Source organism: Proteus sp. fly-1008 (genome assembly GCF_040140305.1).
Classification (GTDB): Bacteria; Pseudomonadota; Gammaproteobacteria; order Enterobacterales; family Enterobacteriaceae; genus Proteus; species Proteus vulgaris_B.
The window spans coordinates 206,228-229,404 of the sequence record NZ_JBEEWH010000005.1 but is presented as its reverse complement, the minus strand read 5'-3'; the positions used below and the strand labels follow the sequence as shown (position 1 = coordinate 229,404).

Sequence of the window (23,177 nt, the reverse complement as noted above, 5' to 3'; positions counted from 1 at the left end):
CATGGCGTTATCAGTTAGCTGGCTCGATGCCAGGTTAAATAAAGAAGCAAAAGAAACCGTAGTAAAAGCCGACCGAGATGGGCTAAGTGCTCGGGTATCGCCCAAGGGCAAAATTGTTTTTCAGTTTCGTTATCGTTTCGATGGCAAGCAACAGCGGGTAGACATAGGTACTTACCCACTTATGAAGCTTGCTGAAGCTAGGAATGAGCTGGATAGGTTAAGGGCTGTACTCGACCAGGGCAGAAACCCCAAGCTCTACCTACAGCAGGAACGGGCCAAGTATTCTGCCAATCAAAGCTTCGAATCGATTTTTCGAGACTGGATAGACTCTGCCGGTAAGCAAGGGCTAAAGGAGACAACGTGGCACTACCAAAAACGCAGCAGTGAAATATATTTGCTGCCCCGACTTGGCAAGTACCCATTAACTGACATCAATGAATTATCCTTGCGTAACTGTCTTCGTGAGGTTTCGGAGTCGTCCCCTTCAAACACAGAACGCCTAGTGTCTGTACTGCATAAGTTCTATGACTGGCTGATAGATGAACAGATTTTGGAAATTAACGCTGCCGCTGGAATCACTGCAAAGAAAGTCGGCGGCAAGAAAGGCAAACGAACTCGGGTGCTAAACGACAACGAAATCAGGATACTTTGGCGGTATTTGCATGAGTCAAAAATCACTGAGAAGAATCGCATCTACATAAAACTGCTTCTCTTATTGGGAGGGCGCAAGGGCGAACTCATTCAAGCTGAAAAGCATCACTTTGACTTGCAATCTGCAATGTGGACAGTGCCCATAGAGATCCGCAAACAAGGTGAGAAAATTGGAGCGCCGATCATGCGGCCATTGATTAAGCCAGCTATTGAGCTTATTGAACTGGCGATGCAGATGAGCAAATCAACCTACTTGTTTCCCGCGAACGGACAAGAAGAGCTTGCCACAAATGGCTTTGATACCACTATTCCTAACAATGTGAAAATCTGGGCTCGCAGATCGCTTGGTATTGAGATGGAACACTGGTCTATGCATGATCTTCGCAGAACGATGCGAACGCGAATGTCTGCCATCACGACGCAAGAAGTTGCCGAGTTGATGATTGGCCACAGCAAAAAAGGGTTGGATGCTATCTATAACCAATATCAGTACCTGGATGAAATGCGTCATGCTTACGACGTTTGGTATCAACAACTAGAAACCATCATCGAGCCGACAGGCTTTCCATTCAACTGGCGTTTCGGACAGTAAAATAAAAGAAAGAGGCTCAGTCCTCTTTCTTCTCATACTCCTCCAAGTCTTCAATGTGCCACAGCTTGTTTCGTGTATTTCGGTTGATACGAGGTTGCGGCAAGCTGCCATCTTTTATTCTTCGCCAGAGCGTCGTATAGCTAATGTGGTAACGAGCCATCACTTCGTAAGACGTTAGAAAAGGGGTTACCTGGTGCGCTACTGCTGTCATCTGCATTCTCCTGAAAATCAATGTAAAGCTATCATCGCCTGATTCATCACTTGTTGATGGTCAGAAAGATGCATGATTTGTTCAGAAGATCAGCCTTATCAAAACACAAATGTTGCTATTAGGTACTTTTCAGCTCAAACCTATGAATAACAAGGGCTACAAGGCGGTTTGTGTCATGAATAGCAATCAACATGCCTAACGAGAAAAATTTGTACACACTGTTTGTACACTCGCAACGATGACACACCAAAAACCACAATAACGAACCCTTTAAATTCATAAGCTTATAAACAAAAAACTAGAGATGATCGCATTTATTCCGCTTTTGTAATGTCGAAACCAAAGTGCCAAAAGCAGGAGGTACTTTCTTCATCAAAACCAGTAACAGCAAGGCCTACAGCCAGATTTGTGTCATGGAAATTTCGCCAAAGGCCTCTAAAACGGAATTTGTACTCAAGTTTGTACACACTTTCCGAGGTTACGCTTGAACATCATTGAAAAGCAAAGAAACGAGAAAAAGACAAAAAGCCTTTAAATTCAGTACGTAGAGATGTGATTGTGGTGTGCAATGAAAGGTGGTTTTAAGCGTTGAAAGGCTGGGCGGCATCAGGGTGAGAAATAATGGCAAAAGTTCTACGACGAGCAACTTCTTGCTGAAAAATAGGATTAGACATCAATGGTGATCTTCTGGTTGATAGACGAGTGAATGTAAAGCACTGATATACTTATATAACTAATAATTAAAGTGACTATAAAGACATTCAACTCGCAAGTTAATCTTAATTGGCGCTTATTTTCGCCTATCTTGTCTGTATAAACAATCAATGGTTACTATTTTATCTGCTTGTGGGTGTGATGCCTAGTGTTTGAAAAAATTAATCATATCTATTGCCTTATAGAGCAACATTGTTTCATTGATACTCACAATAAAACTATTTTACTAAAAATTTTATAAACTGACTTTATGAGCTACTAATAAAGCCAAGAATTAGCCTATTTATTTTCAGCTAAAAGCGGGATTGAATATAACATTTAAAACAAATACACATTTATTTTAAATTTAATTCTGTATATTTAGAGATAAATCACTTTATTTAAAACAAAACCAAATACTCGATTTACTTATTTTATATATCATTCACTATTTTAACATCGTTATAATCACATTAATCTCACAATGAAAGCATGACAAAAGTGAAATTAACTTGATAAATTTCCATTAAGTGAAAATTAAGATAATTTTTAAATAAAATTAATAAAAAATAAATTTCAACCATTCTATATAAAATAAAAAAAACGCCCAATACAAGGCGCTTTAAATTTAACTTAAATAAATATTTACTTAGAAAGAAATAGGGTAAGCCATGATAATCGCATCTTCATTTCCCGTCTTTGTTGGGTAATAGTTTTTACGTTTTGAAACGAAATTAAATCCTATAGATTCATAGAGATTGAACGCTTTTTCATTAGATTCTCGCACTTCTAACCATAAGGTAGTGATATTTTTTTTCTCAAGTGTTTCAATCAGTTCCAATAATAGTGCTTTGCCGTAACCTTTCCCCTGATAATCAGGATGGATTGCGATATTAAAAAGTGTTGCCTCATCTAATATTAATTGCGTAATTGCAAAACCTACAATAATATTATCAATGCAAATTTTCAGATTAAAATAATGACTTCCTTGGTTACTATAAAATGTTTCTTCACTCCAAGGGAATGAATGACTTAATTTTTCTATTTGCCATGCTAAAGGTAAATCAGCAGGGTTTAAGGGTGAAATGGTCTTCATATTGATAGATTTGTTTCCAAAGATCGCGTTTTGCATCGGCATCAAAATATAATTGATGCAATGAAGGGCTTCTCAAAGAAGTATATTCAGAGGGAAGAATGAGATCAGTGCCTAATAACCAACAGGGAAGATCAAATGATTCTGTGAGCATGCTCACATCGTCTGTTGTAATACAATAGATTTCGTTTTTATCTATCCCCATGGCGCTAAAAATATCAGAGAAAAGCCCGTTATTTAGATCAACGGTATCATCAGTAATGATAAGTAAACGTGTTGTATCCGGAAATTGCACAGAATGCTCGCCTTTTAACACAGCAGGCTTACGAAGTACCCACTGACGAATTCCTAGTTGGGATAACATTCTGTCTTTACGGCTCATTATGCTTACCTATCAAGTGTAGAACAACGGTACATAGTATCAGAGGGCATAAACTACGCCAATAAATAGCGTCGGTTTCTTTATATCTGATATCATGCGTCTCATGTTTTTTAAGGAGTAATAATCATAATGTCCTCACTGTCCCCTGCTAGCGAAGTTATTCTTCGTCACCTAGATCATTTCGCAGACAGGCATGTACTTATTGCAGGTGATCTTCAAGATACTTTTGCGGCACAGATCCAGGCGAAAAGTGTCAGAGCATATACAAACCAATATCACCAATGGTTACCATTACTAAAATCAATGGGTGATAATGCACTCTTCGGTTTAGTTGCAGATCAATCCTTTGTGAAATATTGCAATACCTTGATCTATTTTTGGCCTAAAAATAAAAACGAAGCCACTTTCCAACTGCGTAGCCTTTGCTCTAACTTACAAGTGGGTACTGAAATCTTTATCGTTGGTGAAAACCGTAGCGGTGTTAAAAGTGCAACCGAATTAATGAACGGTATCGCTAAACTAAAAAAAATAGATTCAGCGCGCCGTTGTAGCTTATTTTTTGGTACACAAACATATCAAACACTGTTTGACCGTAATAACTGGTGGCAAACCTATCGTCATGACGATTTAACCGTAATGGCATTACCAGGTGTCTTTAGCCAAAATGCATTAGATGAAGGTAGCCGTTTATTACTTTCAACTTTTGATGATGCAATGGTGGGTGATTTACTAGATATGGCGTGCGGATGTGGTGTTCTCGCTACAGTATTAGGCAAGAAAAATCCAATGCTGAAACTCACCTTGTGTGACGTAAATGCAGCTGCAATTTCTTCCAGTATTGCGACATTAAATGTGAATGAATTAGAAGGCCGAGTGATTGCGAGTAATGTCTATTCTGCCGTTGAAGAAACTTATGATTGGATAATCTCAAATCCGCCTTTCCATGATGGTTTAGGTACAAGCTATACCGCGGCTGAAGATATTATTCGTCTTGCACCAAATTACCTAAAAAAAGGCGGTAAATTACGCATTGTAGCGAATTCATTTATCCCTTATCCAGACATACTGGATCATGTATTTGGCTCTCATGAAGTGCTTGCATCAACAGGTAAATTTAAAGTTTACCAAGCCACTAAGAAAGATTAATCACAAGCCCTGTTATCTAAAACAGGGCTTTATTTTTTGGGGCCGATTTTGAATGATAATTCAAGGTGTTTTATTTTTCATCACCAAGATAATTTAATGATAAAAAATAATTGACGCTAAAAATAAAAGGCCTAAAATTCGCCTCCTATCTACAAAAGATAATGTTTAGATTGCGAGGGTGGCGGAATTGGTAGACGCGCTAGCTTCAGGTGTTAGTGTCCTTACGGACGTGGGGGTTCAAGTCCCCCTTTTCGCACCAAACACATTTTTTGTAACGCTAAATAATTGAGTAAGACTGCGAGGGTGGCGGAATTGGTAGACGCGCTAGCTTCAGGTGTTAGTGTTCTTACGGACGTGGGGGTTCAAGTCCCCCTCTTCGCACCACTCAATTAACCTTTCTTTTCCTTTGATAACAACCCGTTAATAATCTTTTATTGCTCCCTATTTATTATCCATAATATGTGGTTAACAATGTCATTAAGCTATAAGTCAACACAACACCAGCAGGGATCATCACCCACATCTGCAATTTCTTATGGAATAGCATCAATGTTGATAGCAGCATTGAAACAACTAAAACTAACGTAAATGCAGATGTTCCAGCAATAGAATGCATAATGACTGTGAATAAAGAAGAAACAGCTAACATTTCCCATAAACTGATACGAGATGTCCAAGAAGCGACTGGAGATAAGCGTGTTGATTTAGCCATAATAACTCACCATTAATGATAATGATTTTCATTATTATATATAACACCTGTACTAAATCAACTTATATAAAGAAAAAAAACTCTCTATATCCTTAATTTTTAAAGGGTTAAAGCATTTTCTAAAACATAAAAAAACGCCTTTCTATTTCTCAATAAAAGGCGTTTTATTTTATTATGTTATCAATAAACGAAATTATGCATTATTTGGCTTTATAAAATAAAAGACCAAATGAATATCTTCAGGCTCTCTTTCATAAAGTTCAGGATCAGGAATATCAATTAAGTGACACCCTAAATGCTGATAAAAGTTCACACTATTTTCAGAAGGTGTTGATGAGATATATAATCCATCTGCACCATTTTCCTTCGCATATTTCACACAATAGTCAAAGAGTATTCGTGCTAAACCTTGCCCACGTTGCTGGTGGCTAACATGTAAAAAAGAGAGTTGAAGTAGACTATCATTTTTACCGCGCTTTTTCGGATCAACACTTACAGCAGCAATTAATCGATCATGTTCAAAAACGCCCCAAAAAGGTGCTCCACGATCAAAACTTTCAAGTAAAACAGGGGTGTAATGTTCTGCTTCACCTTCTGGCCAACCTTTCATATCAAAACGCTGCTCAGATAAAAGCAACTTTCCTTCTTTTAATACATATAGCTTTTCAATTAGCTCAGTTCTATCGATTTCCCAAACTTGTGGAATTTCATTTCGTGTTAATTGCCGAATAACATTTTTCATTATTAAAGATTAACCTGTTCTGATGATGATTCACTTCGTTCTAGTGCGTGGTAAGCCACCGCACAGAATAAGGAATTCAACCGTTTCATATCACCAAGCAAACTGGTATGCAGAGAACTGGTTTCAATGCTTTGCATATTATGCAAATGAAGACGTTCTACATGTGCAAACGAGTAACGTTGGTTAAGTAAACGGAAACGATGTTTTGCTCGACGTAACTTACGAGCATGTTCCATGTTGCCGGAAACAAATACCGACATCGCCAGATTCAGATTACTTTGCAGACGCTCAAGGAGTGTCTGTAATTCACGACGCCCTTCCTCCGATAAAAATAAGTGATGATTTAAACCTTTACTCACCACTTCAACTGACATGCGCGCAATAATAGCGGATGATTGTTGTAAATTCATAGCTGTATCAATAATTTCCGCCCAGCGTCGAGAATCTTCAGCTCCCAGATCATGCTGCTGAATTTGCGCCATGTACAATTTAATGCTGCTATGGAGCAATTCAACCTCTTCTTCTAACTGGCTAATTTCCCTTTTTTGCTGACGATCACCTTCCATTAATGCAGTAAAACGTTGCAACATTTGTTCCACAACATCACCTAATCGTAGTGATTCTCTAACCGCATTAGCGATAGCTAAAGATGGAGTATCAATAGCAGATTGATCCAAATAACGAGGCGCAACTTCAGATCCTGTGGCTGGTAATTCAGGAATAAGTCGCTGACATAATTTTGCCATTATGCCGACAAAAGGGATCATCAATACACAGCGTGCAAGATTATAAATAACATGAAAATAAATAACGACTTCTGCTGGAGAAAAACCGTATTGCTGAATTTTATTCGCAATCAAGGTTATCCAAGGTAAAACCAGAAATGCACCAATCAATTTAAAAAACAGGCTTCCTAATACGACTTGGCGAGAAACAACATTTTGTCCTCGGCTACTCATTAATGCCAGCAAACCACTACCAATATTAGAACCAATCACAATGCATAAGCTGATATACAAAGGCATTAACCCTGTCGCACTTAATGTCGCCGTTAATAAAACAGCAGCAAGGCTTGAATAACTCACCATGGCAAACAAAGCGCCCACTAAGAGAGCTAAAACAGTGTCTCCACTTAATGATGTGAAGATAGCTTGTACAGCGCTCGCATGGGTAATTGGCTCTGCGGATGTCACGATCAGTTGCAAAGCGAGAATAATTAAACCAAGGCCAATCCCTACACGCCCAAGTTGCCCTACTCGCTCTTTTTTACGACTTAAAAAAGTAATTACCCCGATAAGAATAAGAAGTGGGGATAACCAAGAGAGATCAAACGTCAGCACTCGTGCCATAAGTGCCGTACCTACATCCGCACCTAACATAATAACAAGTGCAGGTGTAATCGAAATAAGTCCTTGTGTCACAAAAGAGATAACCAAAAGTGCCGTTGCATTACTGCTCTGAACTAATGCCGTTACCCCAAGCCCCGCAAGGAAAGCGTTGGATTTTTTATTAATACTTTTACCTAAAATTCGGCGTAAATCAGAGCCAAAGACGCGCATGATCCCTGTACGAACAATATGTGTTCCCCAAACAAGAAGTGCGACTGATGAGAGTAAATGAAGCAGTGTCAGCATAGAAATAATAACCTTATTTTTATCGTTGTTTGTTTGACTCTGTTTCTCCTTCAATCTCATAAAAAGAGAAAGACCATGAGCAGATAATACATCTGAGAAAAGATTTTTATGGATAATGCCTTAATAACACGTTGGGTTATTAGACAAAAAGATATTGCAATTTAAGTGCAATAATCAATGGAGAAGTTGAGAATATTACAGAAATTAATTTGTAAGTTCTGTTAATTATAACAGAGAATATGTCACTTTCAAAATCAAGCTGTAAATAACCTATTGATTTATTATCCTTTTATTTTAATTAATACATAAAAAAACGCGACGAGAGGGTATCTCTCTACGTCGCGTGAAAATACAACAAGTTAGTAAGGCAATTCGACTACAAATTCAGACAGACTATGGTATTAACTTAAATTTATTTCAGTCCCATTGCATCACGCATTGTGAAGAACAAGTCTGTTTGATCCGTCAATCCAACCACATTAGCTGCATGAGGACCATAAGCCGCAATACGTAATTGAGAACCGGTATGCTCTTGTGAATCAGTCTCTGAGTTACCGTAGTTCACGACCATTACGGCACCATCTTTCGTGATCAATGCTTGTGTTAAGCCAGGAGATTTCACATCAGCTTCAATGATTTGGCTAGAGTGAGAGTGATCAGCGGTGACAATAATCAGCGTATCGCCATTTTGTTTCGCAAAATCTAAACCGATTTGCACAGCTTCATCTAACGCAACCGTTTCACCAATTTGTCCACAAGGGTTAGCATTATGATCTTGCTTATCAATAGAGGCACTTTCGACTTGTAAGAAGAAACCATTTTCATTAGTTTTCAGTAAATCGATCGCTTTTTTAGTCATTTGTGCCAATGTTGGCGCATTAGGATCGAGTTTAGAGTTAGGTTTGCACTCTAATGGCGGATTATTGATATTGCCATGATAAACCGCTTTAGGGCCTTCCCATGCAACAGCCATATTCCCTTCATGGAATAAGCCTAATATCGGTTTATCTTGATTTGCCAAGGTAATTGCGTCTAACGATTTTGCATCTTTGACGATTTGATAACCACGCTCAATGGCTTGTTGCTCTAACGTTTTACCTTTGTATTCTCCTGCTGTAGCAGTTTGAGTAAAACTTTTTGCACCGCCCCCTAACGTAACGTCTGCACGAGTCACTAATAATTGCTCAGAAATAGAACCCTTACCGCCATTTTCTAATGCATTAGTTGAGCATTTTTCTAAGGTTTCAACTGGACCATAGCATTTACGTCCAGAGACATGGGAAAATAGTGCAGCTGGTGTCGCATCTTGAATTTCAGATGTAGTCACGTTCCCCGTTGCCTTTCCATTGATTTTTGCTAATTCTAAAATGGTTTGGTGATCCTTACCAAAAACATCAATCCCTAATGCACCATTATACGTTTTCACACCAGAAGCCCATGCCGTTGCTGAGGCTGCCGAATCTGTTACATAGTTAGGTTTTTGTGTTTTTCTATCTAATGAATAGTGTGTGTATTGACCCGTCATTGGTAACGCATCAATGCCTTTAAAAAAACCGCCCGCACCTTCAGCGTAGTTACGTGCAACAGTGATTTCAGAATCCCCCATACCATCACCAATAAAGAGGATCACATTTTTTGCTTGGTTGTTATTTAAAGCTGCTTTTAATGCCTCAGTTTGATCTTGAGTCATACGGCGAGCACCGCCAAATTCCGTGATATTACCTTTTGCTGCGCGATCTTGTGCCAAAATTGCATCAGCAGCAACGGGAGCTGCAAAAGAAGAGAAACTCGCGCCAGCCAATAGCGTTGTTACAATAACGGATAAAATAGAACGTTGGTAACGATGAGACATAGCTTTTTCCTTGCACTCTAAAGTAAAAAAAACAGGATTAATGTTTTAAGTCAGGAAAAGCTTACGGCAGTTAAATGACAGAGAAATGAAGAGTAAAAGCGATTTCGATGACAACTTTATGACAAGTTAATGACAAACAAAAAGCTTATACCGCGAATGCATGTATAAGCTTCTGTTGTATTAAAGCATATTGTTAAAGCGAGGTATCGAGTTGAGATCTTAAACTAGTCATTCTCTTGGGTTAATGCTTTAGCCCCCAAATACAGGGTTTCACACCAAGAAATATAATCATGCCCACTGGCCATTTCGAGTGATTGAACCGGATAACCTTTTTGCTCTAAAACCTGCTTAAGGTGACGATTATTATTTAAAATACCGCCTTTATCACCACGACTTTCAAATAGCCCTGCCTCTAAGAAAAACTGTAATGGCTTTTTATCTGCTTGCTCAAATTGTCTAATAAGCCATTCAGGCTCTTCATTTTCGGGCGCCCACCAATAAGAGCCGGACATACTCAACACTTTACTAAAGCGATCAGGGCGATTAAGAGCAACCCATGAAGAAGCTAATCCGCCATAGCTTGATCCTGAGACTATTGTCTCTTCGCCTGAAACTTGAATACCCTTCTCTTTTTCTAGCCAAACAAATAATTCATCTGCTAAAAAGCGGTAAAAATCAGGATTTGGTGGTAATTCAACACTACGGCGATCACTATCAATACTATCAACAAATAGGATCATCATAGGTGTTAATTTTCCTTCCTCGATCTGCTTATCAAAAAACTTATCAATACCATATTGGCGACGATACGTTTGACCATCGAATAACACGAGGACTCGTGGTATTTCCATTTTTTGTGCTGGCAGATAAAGTGCTATTTCACGATCATTATTTAAGATTTCACTGTGAAAACGAACAATTTCTGTTTTGCCTTTCATTGTTCTATCAAGAATACCGGGTAATTGGCATTCACGTTTCTTGTCTAACGATAATAAAGAAAAGTGATTATAGATATCCTCAGATTGACTTGGAGAATTTTGGGAATTAAACGGATCGGCTTGAGCGGTGGTTAAAATCGCGCGACGTTGCTCAAAGGGTTCTGAATTTTCAATAACAGGCACATCGGGCGCTAATTTATATTGCATTAATGTGTCGTTAGGCACGATATAACTACGATACCAAATATCGCTATTGGCTAAATGTGTTAACGGATCATGATTACCCTCTGGCGATCCCAACAAATAGACATTCGACTTCGCTCCTCGCCATAAAAAGGTGACTAACTTTTTGTCATTATCATAAGGCTCAATCAGAGGAGCCCCTTCTTGGCGTATTTGTTGCCAAAACACCTGAATACTTTGTTGATTTAGTTGTTGAGCGAGTGTTTGTAAACGAGGACTAACAGGTGCAATCCCCGCATCTTTATCTAAAGGCTGATAAGGTTGTGTTGTTAGCGTGAATTGCCACTGCTTTTTAGTTTCGCCCTGTGCAACTAATTGATAATTTGCCGTTTCAGGTAATAGAAAGCGTACTTTCTGTTGGCCATCAGCGGGAATATCTTTTAATAAACTACGAATATGAGTGCCGTCTTGTTTCTCTAACCACAGGTTTTGTATCCCTTTTACGTTTAATTCAACATAGCGTTGGCTTTCTAAATGAGCGGTAAAACACAACGTATTGTTGTTATCAAACTGACCTGTCATTTCTTTATTTTCAGTTACGTCTAAGCAATTAGCAAAACTGGAAAAAGAGGCCATCAATGCGCATATCATCAGAGGAATTCTCACTTTATTATTCTCGTTATAAACTATTGTGAGAAACAATAGTAATGATAATTGTTATCAATTCAATAAAAATTAAGCGTGTACAAATTTATAATAAATTTGACACCGCAGCGAAAAATAATAAAATAATCATTATCACTCCCTATGTGATAGCAAGATAAAGTCAATAATTATAGGAGTTCGCTATTTATGTCTATCTTGCATATGAATAGCAATTAAATGAAGGTAATTATTATGTCTATAACGATGTCGCAAAAACTAGCTCGAGAAGGACTTGGTAATCCAGAATTATTTCAAGGTGGTGTTTATATTACAAAAAATGGTCAAGCGGAGCTTTTTGTACAAACAGCTGAAGAAAGACAACTGGAGTTACAAGAAAGAGAAAAAGAGCGTCAATCAAATGCTCTATTGAAATTGGTAATGATAGCGAAAGAAGATATAGCAAATGAGCAAGTTATGTCTCCTGAAGATGTCAAAAGAAAACTACGTGGATCTCGAACTTAATATTAGAGGTGCTTTTGAAAAAAACTGTAAACATTAGAGTATCAGAGACAGCTCTATGGTCATTAAAAGATGCGGAATCATTTAAACTCAGTTGCATCAATAACAGTGAAACCGCTGCTGTATTTATAGATCAACTTTTTGACTCAGCTATTGATGCTATTTCTCAAGATCCTACCCGTTATCGTTATAATGCAATGTTGGCAGATAAAGGGATCGCTATTCATGAACGTATTGATGTGAACAGTCAGTTTCGTTGTTTATATGAATTCAATGAAGAAAATAATACGGTCGATATATTACTTTTTATAAGTACAAAACAAGATATTGAAGGAATGCTTTATCGTTGTTTAATATTGAAAAAATGATGAAAATGATGAAAATGATAAAAGTCTCCTCAATCATTTTTGTTATTGAGGAGATTTTTTTCTAAGTTAATTAGCGTTAAAACGCGCCCATCAACGCTCTTCTAGCGGATAACTGCGGAAACTCCATAATCCCAACGCTTTTAAACCATCACGATAAATACCTTGTATATCTGATTTACTGGCTTTTTGTAATTCAGCTAATGGTTTATCAGGTGCAACAACCGTTAAGTAAGTAATATCACTTGGGCCACTTTGCCAACTTGCAAGCGTGAAAATCGCATCGGCACGGCGGACATGGCTGCCAGAACTAATAATAACGGCCGTTTTAATACGATGTTTAGTTAATGCATAACGGCTAAATAATGCATTCTCGACTGTTGTACGGGCATAGTTTTCTTGGAAAATACGCTCTGGTGCAATACCGTTTTTCACCAACCAATCTGCCATTAATTTACCTTCCGTTTGATGCGCTTTTGGCACGCCACCCGTAACGACAATCATGGCTTCAGGTAATTGTTTAGCCACTTCTAAGGTTTTATTTAAGCGTTCAATTAAAATCTTATTCATTGTGCCATCGGGATTTAATGCATAACCCAATGTCACAATCGCGTTGTTTTCTTTGGTTTTATTTAATTTTGCCAAATCTGCTGGTGTTAATTTATCACTTAAAGGCATTTTACTTACGCGATCAATCTCTGCAAAAAAGCGACTAATCTCTTCAGCTTTAGCTGGGTTTAATGATTTCAATTTATTGAAATACGCTTCACTTTCTTTGTCTTTACCTTCAAAACGTGTCCATGAAGTGACATAGATTAATGCATCAATATCATCAGGGGCTGCTTCTAAGATCTGTTTATAAATAGTAATCGCGCGAGGAACATCATTGTTATAGATATAAGCACTTGCGGTGCTAAATAATAAATCGAGACGGTAAGGTTCTAACTTATAAGCTTGTTGCAGTTTTTGCGCCACTATTTCCATATTTGATGGCAATTTTCCCGTAAACCCTGCATCTGACACTCGTGCCGGAGATTTAAAGGCATCTAACGCATCTTGGATCAAGCTATCAACTGTTTGACGCTGAGAAACATATTGCTGATAACTATTATCTGGCTGATGAACTTTTTGGTAAGCCAATGCAGTTGATGAGACGGTAAAACCTAAAGTAGCAATCGCTAACGAAATGACCGTTTTCTTAATACGATATGAAACACGGGAAGGTTGCGCCATTATCTTGTCCTTTTACGAAAAATAGTCTGCTTCACCTGAGCGAATGAAGATAGAGAGTGTGACTCCTCACACCTAATGGCAAAAGAAATACACACCGATAAATCTATACCTGATATCTATCATAAAGATCCCTGAATTAATTTTCAGTAACCTTTTTCACCTTATTGAAAAAAATAGCATTATTACGTAGATAGCTTATTTGGCAGTTTTTTTTATGTATTTTTATCTTTTGGCAAGTGATTTTGTTCTGATAGATCATCAGTGGCAAAGAATAAAGGGAATTTATTCAGGAAGAAAAGCGTTGGGTTTTAAGACAAGTGATTATTCTTATCCTTCCAATATAAAAACGCCATTAATGGCGTTTTTTAATCATAATGTTACTTAATATGTTTTGATTGCATCATCAATAATTCTCTGACTAATTCAACGCAGCTTAAGAAGCGTTCGTCATAATCAGGGGAATTCACTTTGATATATTCAATATTGTTTTTATCTAGCATTTCCATCAGTAAAGTTTGGAAGAGGCGACGATCTTTTTCACTGCCTAAGCTGCGTAAACCATCCGCTACCCATGGCGTGTTGTTTTCTAGCAAAATAACTAAATCAAAACGGTATTCATCAATTAGAGCTTGAACAAAGGGATGCTCTTTACCTTCATAACGTAAACAAAATGCCTGTGTTGTGACAAAATCCGTATCAACAAAAGCGACTTTATTTGCATATTTAACAGCAAAATCAATATATTGAGCATGTCCTAATGCAATTTTATCATAGTCAGAATATTGCAATGCCATCTCATCACCGCCTAAATGTGAGAAGACATAATCACGACCATATTCCCATGCACTCGTGGTATTGAAAATATTGGCAAGCTTATTGACTAATGTTGATTTACCGCTCGATTCACCGCCTAAAATAGCCACTGTGCGCACGAAAAAGGGTTTAACTTCTGTTGGAATATATTCCCAATATTTAAAAGGCGCTTGGCGAATTTGACTGCCACTGATATTCATAAATGAGCGTTCAGGATCAATCAGAACCGTTTCAATCCCCAAGAAAGCATTATATTGATCCGCATCTTCCCGCTCACTGGTATAGATAAAATCAGGTGTAATTTGTTTTTCACGTAAAAACGTTTTTATGCCATCACTCCACATTTCCCAACCATGGGGCTGTGGCTCAATACCGTGTTCGTCAAACTCATGAATACGAATATTTTTTTGATATTTAAAAGTTTGTAATAACCAGCGTAATCTGTCACTGACAGTCGGTTGCTGTGACATCGCACTATTGATAAATAGATCCTTATCGCGAGGTTCGTCATGGCAGAGGATCACATGTAATTCATCAACTTGACTACAAGCACGTTGAATTAAATAAATATGCCCAGTATGAAGAGGATAAAACTTACCAAAAATGACACCAATTGTTTTCTTTTTGATGGGATATTCTAACCCCAAAAATTGGTGTAATGCCGACATTTTTTGCGCACTGGGGCTCTTGATTTTATTATTAATCAATTGGCTAAGATAGCCTTTTGTCATATCACTTTCATCAGCAACGTGTTGTAAGGTATACCCATTTTTTCTGATAGCCTGTTTGATATAATCAAAAGGTCCCATAATTAACTCCTTTAGAAGTCTTCTAAATCATCAAGAACAGATAAGGCGTCTGACAGTTTTTTCACACCATACACTTTCATATCCGGTGGATTTTTCTTTGGCATATTTGCACTCGGTACAATGGCTCGTTTAAAACCATGTTTTGCTGCTTCTGCTATTCGCTCTTGCCCACTAGGTACAGGTCGAATTTCTCCCGCAAGGCCAACTTCACCAAATATCACTAAATCGCGTGGTAAAGGACGATTACGAAAACTCGATACTAATGATAATAACAAGGCTAGGTCTGCGCTGGTTTCCGTAACTTTTACCCCGCCAACCACATTAACAAAAACGTCTTGATCAGACATTTGTAATCCACCATGCCGATGTAAAACAGCAAGTAGAATAGCAAGGCGATTTTGCTCTAATCCCACGGCGACACGGCGAGGATTGGACAACATCGAGTGGTCAACTAACGCTTGTATCTCCACCAGCAAAGGTCTTGTACCTTCCCACACAACCATAACAGAGCTGCCTGATGTGATTTCATCGCCTCGACTTAAAAAGATAGCTGAGGGATTGCTCACTTCTCGTAATCCCTGCTCTGTCATCGCAAACACACCTAACTCATTAACAGCACCAAAACGGTTTTTATGGCTGCGTAAAGTACGAAAACGAGAGTCCGTTTCACCATCCAACATAACAGAACAGTCAATGCAGTGTTCTAATACTTTCGGTCCTGCCAATGTGCCATCTTTTGTCACATGACCCACCATAATAATGGCAACATCATTGGTTTTAGCAAAACGCGTTAAATAAGCCGCGGTTTCTCGCACTTGAGCAACACTACCCGGTGAAGATTGAATATCTGCCATATGCATCACTTGAATAGAGTCAATCACCATTAATTTAGGCTGTTCTTGTGAGGCAATTAAACAAATTTGTTCGATACTGGTTTCTGACAACATATTAAGTTCTGCTGTCGGTAAACCTAATCGATGTGCACGCATAGCAACCTGCTGAAGTGACTCTTCACCAGTCACATAAAGTGTTTTCATTTGTGTCGCTAAAAGACACATGGTTTGCAGTAATAAGGTACTTTTACCCGCACCAGGGTTACCCCCAATTAAGATGGCACTTCCTGGTACAACACCGCCCCCTAAAACACGGTCAAATTCTTTAAATCCTGTTGAAAATCGAGGTAATGCTTCAAGGCTAATTTCAGATAATTTTTGTACTCGGCTAACACCTTTAGCATCACCGGCAAAGCCACTAAAGCGCTCATTACGGGAGGAAGGGGTGGCCGCAAGACGAATTTCTGTAATTGTATTCCATGCATGACAAGCCGAGCATTGCCCTTGCCAACGAGGATAATCTGCACCACATTCATTACATACAAAGGCTCTTTTTGCTGCTTTTGCCACACTTCTCTCCCTACGATAACAATTCTAAAAAACGCTTTTAGCGTTCTTCGTGTTTTAAACCACCACTTAAAATACACATCACGCCCATTAAATCAGCATGACGGATAGCGACTTTTGCCTGAGCATACACTTTGGGTTTTGCATGATAGGCAATACCCAATCCTGCTTTTCTCAACATTTTAAGATCGTTTGCGCCATCACCGATGGCAATGGTTTGCTCCATTGGGATCTCTAAATCTTTAGCTAAACGCGCAAGCACTTGAGCTTTATATTTCGCATCAACAATGGTGCCTTTTACTTTTCCTGTCAGCTTGCCATCTTTAATTTCAAGGTGATTAGCAATCGCCGCCACTAAGCGTAATTTTTGTTTTAAATTGTCTGCAAAATAAGTAAAACCGCCAGATGCGATAGCAATATGCCAATCCATTGCTTGAAGTTTACGTACCAGACTCGTTAATCCTGGCATAAGCGGTAAATCATCCATCACTTTTTGCAAAATAGAAGCATCGGCTCCTTTAAGCTCAGCAACACGGAGTTTTAAACTTTCACTAAAATCCATTTCACCTTGCATAGCGCGTTCTGTTATTGCCGCAACTTTATCACCCACTCCCGCAAGTTTGGCGATTTCATCAATACACTCAATTTGAATAGCCGTTGAGTCCATATCCATCACTAAAAGGCCTGGAGAACGCAAGCGAGGAATTTCACCTAGTGGAACGACATCTAGGCCACATTCATCAGATAAACGGCGAATTCTACGGGTTAAGCTTCCTGCAATACGCACAACTTGGTAATCATCAATACGCCATGAAGAAACCACCACAATTGCCACGCCTAATTTATGTTGGAACTCACTTATTCTTTTCTTATCAAGTTCGCGACCATAAAGTAACCATCCGCTATCGCCAGCACGATAATCCAGTGGCATCACCTCTTCACCACTAAGTGATAATGGCAGACCTGGCCATTTACGGATTTCATCCGGTAAATAGCAATAGGTCAGACTATTTGACATACTTATTCTCCTGTTTTCCCCTGTCTGAACAAAATAATCGTTATTCAGCCTATTCTATCTCTGGCTCATCTGGCAACATGCATATACTTGCTTACGCAAAAGGATGAACATGCTTAAAGACAAACTAAAATTCAAACTACAAAAAACGGCGATTATACTGATTTGTATCGCACTATTGGCATTTCTTATGCAGGGCGCGTCTTATTTTAGCCGTGCTAATCAGCATGCCCGTATTACCCAGTTTGAAGAGCTTGCAAAAACGCTGGCAGAACAAGTTGCGTTCTCTTTATCCACTTATCTGGATGACAGTAGCAAAGATAACGTAAATCCCCTCATTATGGCTAATTTAAATCATCTAACTCACAATAGTCGGGTGCTTGATGCCAGTCTTTATTTAGAAGATGGTACACAAATAGCGCATAGTGGTGAAAATGTCACTGTTAAAGAGCGATTAGCACTAGAAGGGCAAAAAAGTGGCGGTTCTTTTAATCACCAGCTTGTTGTTCCCGTACCGGGTAAAGATAAACCGAAGGGTTTTTTAAGGCTAACATTAGATACTCACCAGTTGGTCACTGAATCAAGCCAAGTCGATAACACAACAAATTTATTACGTGTGATGCTGTTAGTTGCGCTCGCCATTGGCTTTTTACTTTCACATAACTTGCTTCAGTTAACACCAGTGCATTGGCAACAATCGCCTTATTTATTAACGGCAAATTTACCGCCTCGTACTGAAAAAGAAGAAGATCAAGAAAGCGAAGATCAAAATAATGAAGGAAATGAATCAAAAGAGAGTGTCAGAGAAGAAAATAATGACACTGATAATAAAATAGATAAAACATAAATTCTTACTCTTTTAACAAACTACTCAGTGAGTTTAGTGGATCATTAACTGAACTCACTTTTTTATATCTAATTAGCCATAAGTCAAATTAGATATATCTAATTTATACGTATTTTCGTGCTATTTCCTTAATCTTTAAAGGGGTTTTGTTTAAAGTCACGGTAAATTCTGACTAAGTCATTAACCTGAAAAATAAGTTTTAAATCTTTTTCTGGCTCTTTGAGTACTGAGGTGGTTATGACTGAACAATCCGTTATCGAACGCTGTCAACAAATCGTAGAAAATTCAACTCTTTCTCCTGAACAAAAACGCCATTTTCTCGCGTTAGAAGCTGAGAATATGCTGCCTTATCCATCACTTTCTATGGATGCCGCAAAAGCGCTTGATGAACGGGTTATTTGCGATATGTATGAAGGTCATGCCCCTTACAAACCGCGCTATGTCTTACCGGATTATGCGAAGTTTTTAGCACAAGGTTCCCATTATTTAGAATTAGAGCCGGCCCAAGATTTTGATGATGCGCTGAATATGCTCACTATTCTTTATCATCATGTTCCGTCGGTTACCTCTATGCCAGTATATTTAGGTCGTATCGATAAAATTTTACTGCCTTATGTGGGTGAACTTACCGAAGAGCAGCTTTACCCTAAATTAAAACGCTTCTGGCGTTATCTTGATAGAACCCTGCCAGATGCGTTTATGCATGCCAATATTGGGCCTGAAGACTCAATTCTTACCCGATTAATTCTTAAAGTGGATGTTGAACTTCAACAAGTCGCCCCTAATCTCACATTTATCTACGATGCGAATTCAACACCAACAGATCTACTTCACCAAGCCATCACTAATATTTGCCACAGCAGTAAACCCCATATAGCTAATGGTACGTTGCAAGATGCCGTATTCGGCAAAGATGAATATGGAATTGTGAGTTGTTATAACTCTCTGCCTCAAAGTGGCGGTGGTAGCACCTTAGTGCGTATAAACCTCAAAGAGGTTGCACAGCGTAGCCAAAATAGCCTCGATTTTCTTAATAATATATTGCCTTTTTATATGCAAAAACAAATTGAGATCATTGATGCTCGTTGTGAGTTTCTCTATGAAAAATCTCACTTTTTTAACCAAAGTTTTTTAGTGGAAGAGGGTTTAATTTCACCTGATCGTTTTGCACCCATGTTTGGTATTTATGGCATGGCTGAAGCGGTTGCTCTGTTACTTGAAAAAGAAGGTCAACAAGCTGCTTATGGTGATAATGAGTCTGCTAATAAACTCAGTTACATCATCAGTGAAAAGTTAGCACAATTTGTTGCAGATACACCGGTTAAATATGGTTGGAAACATCGGGCAATGCTACATGCACAATCCGGTATTAGTTCAGATATTGGTACTACGCCAGCAACTCGTATTCCTTATGGTAAAGAGCCTGATCCCGTGACACATTTAATGACTGTCGCACCTCACCATCAATTTTATACTTCAGGTATCAGTGATATTTTAACAGTGGATGAAACCATTAAACAAAATCCAGATGCCTTAATGCAGCTCTGCTTAGGTGCATTTGCTTCTGGGCTAAGGGAGTTTACCGCTAACGTAGGTGGTAATGATTTAGTGCGTGTCACGGGTTATATGGTGCGCCTATCCGACTTGAAAAAATACAAAGAAGAAGGCTCTCGCTTAAATACCACTTGGCTGGGTGATGAAGCGACGGCAAACTGTCATATTGCTGAACGCAAACCTCGAGTTATTAGTCATGAACAGCAGATGCGCTTCAATAAATAAAATTCTTCCTTTCTCTTGTGTAGATGGCCCAGGCAATCGTCTGGCCATCTTCTTACAAGGATGTAATTTGCGCTGCAAGAATTGTCACAATCCTTATACGATGGGTATCTGTGACAATTGTGGTGACTGTATTCCAACCTGCCCTCAGCAAGCACTCTCATTACAAAATGGCGTTATTAGCTGGAATAGCGCCAGTTGTGAACAATGCGACACCTGTATTCAGCAATGTCCTCGCCAATCAAGCCCTATGACATTAACCTACACTGTTGATGAGCTTATTGCGATCACACGTAAATATGCAGCATTTATTAATGGTGTAACAGTAAGTGGTGGTGAATCTACATTACAACTTCCTTTTTTAATTGATTATTTTAAAGCAATAAAAGAAGCACCTGATCTGAAGCATCTTACTTGTTTAATCGACAGTAATGGCACTCTTTCACTTAATGGCTGGCAAAAAATCGCCCCGTATATGGATGGTGCTATGATTGATTTAAAAAGTTGGAGTGAAGATACCCATATTTATTTAACAGGAAGAGGTAATCAACGAATTAAAGAGTCAATCAAATGGTTAGCTAATAATAATTTACTTACAGAATTACGTCTTTTATATATTCCAGAAAAAACCGATTATTTAGAGAATATTGAATTACTTTCCCTGTTTATTAATTCATTGGGGGAATCCATTCCAGTGAGAATTAATGCTTTTCATAATCATGGTGTATATGGAGAAGCAGCAGAATGGGCGTCAGCAAAAAAAGAAGATGTAAAATTATTAAAAAAAGAACTTATTAAAAAAGGTATAATTTTAATTAAATCCCCAGAAATATATTCATAATAAAAATAAATAAAATAGAAATAAAATATATATTAATTAATAAAACAACTAAGTTAGTTTTTATTTTAAAATAAAGCACACTTATATTGACAGCTTGAGAAGTTATTATTAATCTCCGATAACCTGCTCCCAACACAAGGCTTTATCTTCAATGAATATAAATAAAACAAAGCTTAAATTATTAATTAGCACTTTATTAGTAATCCCATCATATAATTACGCCAACTATAATTTCAAAATCTCAGAATTAGATCCATCTGCCAAAAAAAACATACCTTTTGACTTTCAAAGTATAGAAAAAGATTATATAAAAACTAATCCTCATACATTACATCTTAATGGTTCCATGGAGGAAAGAACACTACCTAATATACTGAATTCTAAATCTGGAAATACTATTATTATATCCGATGATATATATACAGATAGCAACATAAGTTATAATTCAGGTAATGATTTTACCCCTATAAGAATAAAAGGTATTTCTTTTATTCGTTTTCATTCTCTTTCTGAGAATGGTCGTTATGCTTTTGGGTCAGGAACTCAGAATGAACAAGATATCTTCTTTATATACGATACTATTTTAGAAGAAATGGAAAGGATATCTCATAAAAATATTAACCATCACGGTTATTTTTCTACTCAAGATGGACAATACTTCCTTTATTCTAAAGGTAAAGATGCCTTATTCGATATTAATGATTCATTTATCTATAGTACTCACAATAAAAAAAATATTCCATTAAATGAAATTGAGAGTAATGATATTATCAAACATAAAGAAATAAATCGTTTTATTGCTTATAAAAAAACACTATTAAGTAAAGAAAGAGAATTTGAAAATAAAAATATATTAGGTGCTACTTTTGATGGAAAGTATACTTATGGCATTTTAGCAAGAAAAGAAAATCATGCTCCTGACTACATCAACATCGCCTTTATTTATGATCCTGATAATCATATTTTAAATAAAATATCAACCTCAAAATACGGCTCATCTAGAATAAATTCTGTCTCTAAAAATAATACCTTTATTGGATGGTATGAATCAATGGATCCACAGAAAAATAGGCTTTTCCGTAGAGCTTATTTTTATACTCCATCTGATAATAGAATCACTGATATTAAACCATTACACAATCCATTATCACCACAAGACTTTGAAGTTAATTCTGAAGCTACAGGTATTTCTGATGACGGTAATAGTATTGTAGGTTGGTCTGAATATGAAAGAAAAAGACCATCATATAATAAAAATATCGCTAATTCATATTATTTAAGGCAAGCCTTTATCTATTTTAAAAATGATAATAAAACCTACCCTCTTCAACACCTAGCACAAGGTGATGAATCTGAAGCTCTCTCTATCACAAGTGATGGGAACATTATTTATGGCGTTGCTGATGATCAAAATAATAAATGGAAATCTGTTGCATGGAAAGTTTCAACGCGAAACAAAGACTCATTAGAGAAAAGAATTGAGGAAAAATATCGAGAAAACATCAAAGAAATTTACTCTAGTAATGATATTTTATTGATAGAAAATATTATTAAAAAATCAAAAGAAACTATTGACCTACTTAATAACAATCTTTCCTCATCAATAAGTAACTTAGAAAAACAGAAAAAAGAGAGAGAAAAAAACATTCAAGAAATCATAAGCAAAATACAAGAAAATCAGCGAAAAATAGATCTTATTGAAACTTCATATGAAGATCATGTTATTTTAAATGATCAGAATGAACAATATGAAGAAGATAAAAAAAATCATCTGAAAGCATTGAGTGACATCAATATTCAATTGAGTTCATTGAATAATTCTGAAGATTTTTTAAATTTGACAAATTTAAATGAAATACATCATGAAGCACAAAATAGATTAATAGAATTAAAAAATGCTCATACTAAGGAAAAGCAAGCGGAGAAAGCCAAAGCCGAACAAGACCGCTTAGCCAAAGAGCAAGCTGATAAAATTCAAACGGATAAAGACCGCTTAGCCAAAGAGCAAGCTGATAAAATTCAAGCGGATAAAGACCGCTTAGCCAAAGAGCAAGCTGATAAAATTCAAGCGGATAAAGACCGCTT

The 23,177-nt window shown here is 37.5% G+C and carries 20 protein-coding genes and 2 tRNA genes; 10 read left to right on the top strand and 12 right to left on the bottom strand.

From position 1 onward, the window contains the following. The first annotated feature begins 1 nt into the window (after window position 1). Window positions 2–1,243: a tyrosine-type recombinase/integrase gene (locus ABN256_RS11030; protein ID WP_064497193.1), complete on the top strand. Its 1,242-nt coding sequence runs from the start codon at window positions 2–4 to the stop codon at window positions 1,241–1,243. A 16-nt stretch (window positions 1,244–1,259) separates the two neighbouring features. Here ABN256_RS11030 and ABN256_RS11025 read toward each other — a convergent pair whose 3' ends face one another. The 3 genes from ABN256_RS11025 to ABN256_RS11015 all read right to left on the bottom strand — a co-directional run bounded on the left by ABN256_RS11025 (window position 1,260) and on the right by ABN256_RS11015 (window position 3,622). Continuing rightward, a complete protein-coding gene (locus tag ABN256_RS11025; protein ID WP_000127614.1) occupies window positions 1,260–1,454 on the bottom strand; it encodes a helix-turn-helix transcriptional regulator in 195 nt (64 codons plus the stop codon). A 1,342-nt stretch (window positions 1,455–2,796) separates the two neighbouring features. Further along, window positions 2,797–3,243 (bottom strand): ribosomal protein S18-alanine N-acetyltransferase, encoded by a 447-nt coding sequence (gene rimI / locus ABN256_RS11020; protein WP_151436106.1) that lies wholly within the window; start codon window positions 3,241–3,243, stop codon window positions 2,797–2,799. Then, window positions 3,212–3,622 carry a DNA polymerase III subunit psi gene (locus ABN256_RS11015; RefSeq protein ID WP_072069009.1) on the bottom strand — a complete coding sequence of 137 codons (411 nt, stop codon included), beginning with the start codon at window positions 3,620–3,622 and terminating at the stop codon, window positions 3,212–3,214. The genes rimI and ABN256_RS11015 overlap by 32 nt, the downstream gene beginning before the upstream one ends. 129 nt (window positions 3,623–3,751) lie before the next feature. Between ABN256_RS11015 and rsmC the strand changes: the two genes are divergently transcribed. The 3 genes from rsmC (at window position 3,752) to ABN256_RS11000 (ending at window position 5,152) form a co-directional block, all read left to right on the top strand. Next, the gene (rsmC, locus tag ABN256_RS11010) at window positions 3,752–4,768 is read left to right on the top strand and encodes a 16S rRNA (guanine(1207)-N(2))-methyltransferase RsmC (RefSeq protein WP_072064368.1); all 1,017 of its coding nucleotides are present in this window, start codon (window positions 3,752–3,754) and stop codon (window positions 4,766–4,768) included. A gap of 172 nt (window positions 4,769–4,940) precedes the next feature. Further along, window positions 4,941–5,027: transfer RNA gene (locus tag ABN256_RS11005), tRNA-Leu, on the top strand. A 38-nt stretch (window positions 5,028–5,065) separates the two neighbouring features. Next, window positions 5,066–5,152, top strand: a tRNA-Leu gene (locus ABN256_RS11000). Window positions 5,153–5,216: 64 nt separating this feature from the next. Here the strand turns inward: ABN256_RS11000 and ABN256_RS10995 are convergent. From ABN256_RS10995 to ABN256_RS10975, 5 genes are all read right to left on the bottom strand, one after another. Beyond that, window positions 5,217–5,480 (bottom strand): DUF1435 family protein, encoded by a 264-nt coding sequence (locus ABN256_RS10995; RefSeq protein ID WP_072069011.1) that lies wholly within the window; start codon window positions 5,478–5,480, stop codon window positions 5,217–5,219. A 193-nt stretch (window positions 5,481–5,673) separates the two neighbouring features. Continuing rightward, window positions 5,674–6,222, bottom strand: coding sequence for a GNAT family N-acetyltransferase (locus tag ABN256_RS10990; protein ID WP_196554854.1), 549 nt, complete (start codon window positions 6,220–6,222; stop codon window positions 5,674–5,676). A 2-nt stretch (window positions 6,223–6,224) separates the two neighbouring features. Beyond that, a complete protein-coding gene (locus tag ABN256_RS10985) occupies window positions 6,225–7,856 on the bottom strand; it encodes a Na/Pi cotransporter family protein (RefSeq protein ID WP_196554855.1) in 1,632 nt (543 codons plus the stop codon). 412 nt (window positions 7,857–8,268) lie between these two features. After that, entirely contained in the window at window positions 8,269–9,708 is a 1,440-nt protein-coding gene (phoA, locus tag ABN256_RS10980) for an alkaline phosphatase (RefSeq protein ID WP_196554856.1), read from the bottom strand. 224 nt (window positions 9,709–9,932) lie between these two features. Next, entirely contained in the window at window positions 9,933–11,480 is a 1,548-nt protein-coding gene (locus tag ABN256_RS10975; protein WP_349439476.1) for an alpha/beta hydrolase-fold protein, read from the bottom strand. A 246-nt stretch (window positions 11,481–11,726) separates the two neighbouring features. On the opposite strand from ABN256_RS10975, the gene ABN256_RS10970 reads away from it, so the two are divergent. Next, window positions 11,727–11,996: a hypothetical protein gene (locus ABN256_RS10970; protein ID WP_072069015.1), complete on the top strand. Its 270-nt coding sequence runs from the start codon at window positions 11,727–11,729 to the stop codon at window positions 11,994–11,996. Window positions 11,997–12,010: 14 nt separating this feature from the next. Then, window positions 12,011–12,361: a type II toxin-antitoxin system RelE/ParE family toxin gene (locus ABN256_RS10965; RefSeq protein WP_196554858.1), complete on the top strand. Its 351-nt coding sequence runs from the start codon at window positions 12,011–12,013 to the stop codon at window positions 12,359–12,361. 90 nt (window positions 12,362–12,451) lie between these two features. Here the strand turns inward: ABN256_RS10965 and ABN256_RS10960 are convergent, their stop codons facing one another. The 4 genes from ABN256_RS10960 to serB form a co-directional block, all read right to left on the bottom strand. Next, window positions 12,452–13,591, bottom strand: a complete 1,140-nt coding sequence (locus ABN256_RS10960) for an ElyC/SanA/YdcF family protein (protein WP_197269867.1) — start codon at window positions 13,589–13,591, stop codon at window positions 12,452–12,454. A 377-nt stretch (window positions 13,592–13,968) separates the two neighbouring features. Beyond that, window positions 13,969–15,213 (bottom strand): multifunctional transcriptional regulator/nicotinamide-nucleotide adenylyltransferase/ribosylnicotinamide kinase NadR, encoded by a 1,245-nt coding sequence (gene nadR / locus ABN256_RS10955; RefSeq protein WP_196554860.1) that lies wholly within the window; start codon window positions 15,211–15,213, stop codon window positions 13,969–13,971. Window positions 15,214–15,224: 11 nt separating this feature from the next. Further along, window positions 15,225–16,616 carry a DNA repair protein RadA gene (gene radA / locus ABN256_RS10950; RefSeq protein ID WP_072069019.1) on the bottom strand — a complete coding sequence of 464 codons (1,392 nt, stop codon included), beginning with the start codon at window positions 16,614–16,616 and terminating at the stop codon, window positions 15,225–15,227. Between the two features lie 37 nt (window positions 16,617–16,653). Then, window positions 16,654–17,631 carry a phosphoserine phosphatase gene (gene serB / locus ABN256_RS10945; RefSeq protein WP_196554861.1) on the bottom strand — a complete coding sequence of 326 codons (978 nt, stop codon included), beginning with the start codon at window positions 17,629–17,631 and terminating at the stop codon, window positions 16,654–16,656. Between the two features lie 109 nt (window positions 17,632–17,740). On the opposite strand from serB, the gene ABN256_RS10940 reads away from it, so the two are divergent. The 4 genes from ABN256_RS10940 to ABN256_RS10925 form a co-directional block, all read left to right on the top strand. Further along, window positions 17,741–18,475, top strand: a complete 735-nt coding sequence (locus ABN256_RS10940) for a YtjB family periplasmic protein (RefSeq protein WP_349439475.1) — start codon at window positions 17,741–17,743, stop codon at window positions 18,473–18,475. Window positions 18,476–18,712: 237 nt separating this feature from the next. Next, entirely contained in the window at window positions 18,713–20,254 is a 1,542-nt protein-coding gene (locus ABN256_RS10935) for a YjjI family glycine radical enzyme (RefSeq protein WP_197269865.1), read from the top strand. Next, window positions 20,226–21,092, top strand: a complete 867-nt coding sequence (locus ABN256_RS10930; protein WP_196554864.1) for a YjjW family glycine radical enzyme activase — start codon at window positions 20,226–20,228, stop codon at window positions 21,090–21,092. Before ABN256_RS10935 ends, ABN256_RS10930 begins: the two co-directional genes overlap by 29 nt. A gap of 151 nt (window positions 21,093–21,243) precedes the next feature. Further along, a partial coding sequence (locus tag ABN256_RS10925) for a hypothetical protein (RefSeq protein WP_349439474.1) occupies window positions 21,244–23,177 on the top strand: 1,934 nt, incomplete at its 3' end.

What these genes read in the sequence shown, in the direction of transcription:
- serB (WP_196554861.1), bottom strand. Translation starts at nt 17,631, where the DNA reads ATGTCAAATAGTCTGACCTATTGCTATTTACCGGATGAAATCCGTAAA.
- nadR (WP_196554860.1), bottom strand. Translation starts at nt 15,213, where the DNA reads ATGGGACCTTTTGATTATATCAAACAGGCTATCAGAAAAAATGGGTAT.
- ABN256_RS10975 (WP_349439476.1), bottom strand. Translation starts at nt 11,480, where the DNA reads ATGATATGCGCATTGATGGCCTCTTTTTCCAGTTTTGCTAATTGCTTA.
- ABN256_RS10990 (WP_196554854.1), bottom strand. Translation starts at nt 6,222, where the DNA reads ATGAAAAATGTTATTCGGCAATTAACACGAAATGAAATTCCACAAGTT.
- rimI (WP_151436106.1), bottom strand. Translation starts at nt 3,243, where the DNA reads ATGAAGACCATTTCACCCTTAAACCCTGCTGATTTACCTTTAGCATGG.
- ABN256_RS10960 (WP_197269867.1), bottom strand. Translation starts at nt 13,591, where the DNA reads ATGGCGCAACCTTCCCGTGTTTCATATCGTATTAAGAAAACGGTCATT.
- ABN256_RS11015 (WP_072069009.1), bottom strand. Translation starts at nt 3,622, where the DNA reads ATGAGCCGTAAAGACAGAATGTTATCCCAACTAGGAATTCGTCAGTGG.
- ABN256_RS10930 (WP_196554864.1), top strand. Translation starts at nt 20,226, where the DNA reads ATGAACAGCAGATGCGCTTCAATAAATAAAATTCTTCCTTTCTCTTGT.
- ABN256_RS10940 (WP_349439475.1), top strand. Translation starts at nt 17,741, where the DNA reads ATGCTTAAAGACAAACTAAAATTCAAACTACAAAAAACGGCGATTATA.
- rsmC (WP_072064368.1), top strand. Translation starts at nt 3,752, where the DNA reads ATGTCCTCACTGTCCCCTGCTAGCGAAGTTATTCTTCGTCACCTAGAT.
- ABN256_RS10970 (WP_072069015.1), top strand. Translation starts at nt 11,727, where the DNA reads ATGTCTATAACGATGTCGCAAAAACTAGCTCGAGAAGGACTTGGTAAT.
- ABN256_RS11025 (WP_000127614.1), bottom strand. Translation starts at nt 1,454, where the DNA reads ATGACAGCAGTAGCGCACCAGGTAACCCCTTTTCTAACGTCTTACGAA.
- phoA (WP_196554856.1), bottom strand. Translation starts at nt 9,708, where the DNA reads ATGTCTCATCGTTACCAACGTTCTATTTTATCCGTTATTGTAACAACG.
- ABN256_RS10985 (WP_196554855.1), bottom strand. Translation starts at nt 7,856, where the DNA reads ATGCTGACACTGCTTCATTTACTCTCATCAGTCGCACTTCTTGTTTGG.
- ABN256_RS10935 (WP_197269865.1), top strand. Translation starts at nt 18,713, where the DNA reads ATGACTGAACAATCCGTTATCGAACGCTGTCAACAAATCGTAGAAAAT.
- ABN256_RS11030 (WP_064497193.1), top strand. Translation starts at nt 2, where the DNA reads ATGGCGTTATCAGTTAGCTGGCTCGATGCCAGGTTAAATAAAGAAGCA.
- ABN256_RS10995 (WP_072069011.1), bottom strand. Translation starts at nt 5,480, where the DNA reads ATGGCTAAATCAACACGCTTATCTCCAGTCGCTTCTTGGACATCTCGT.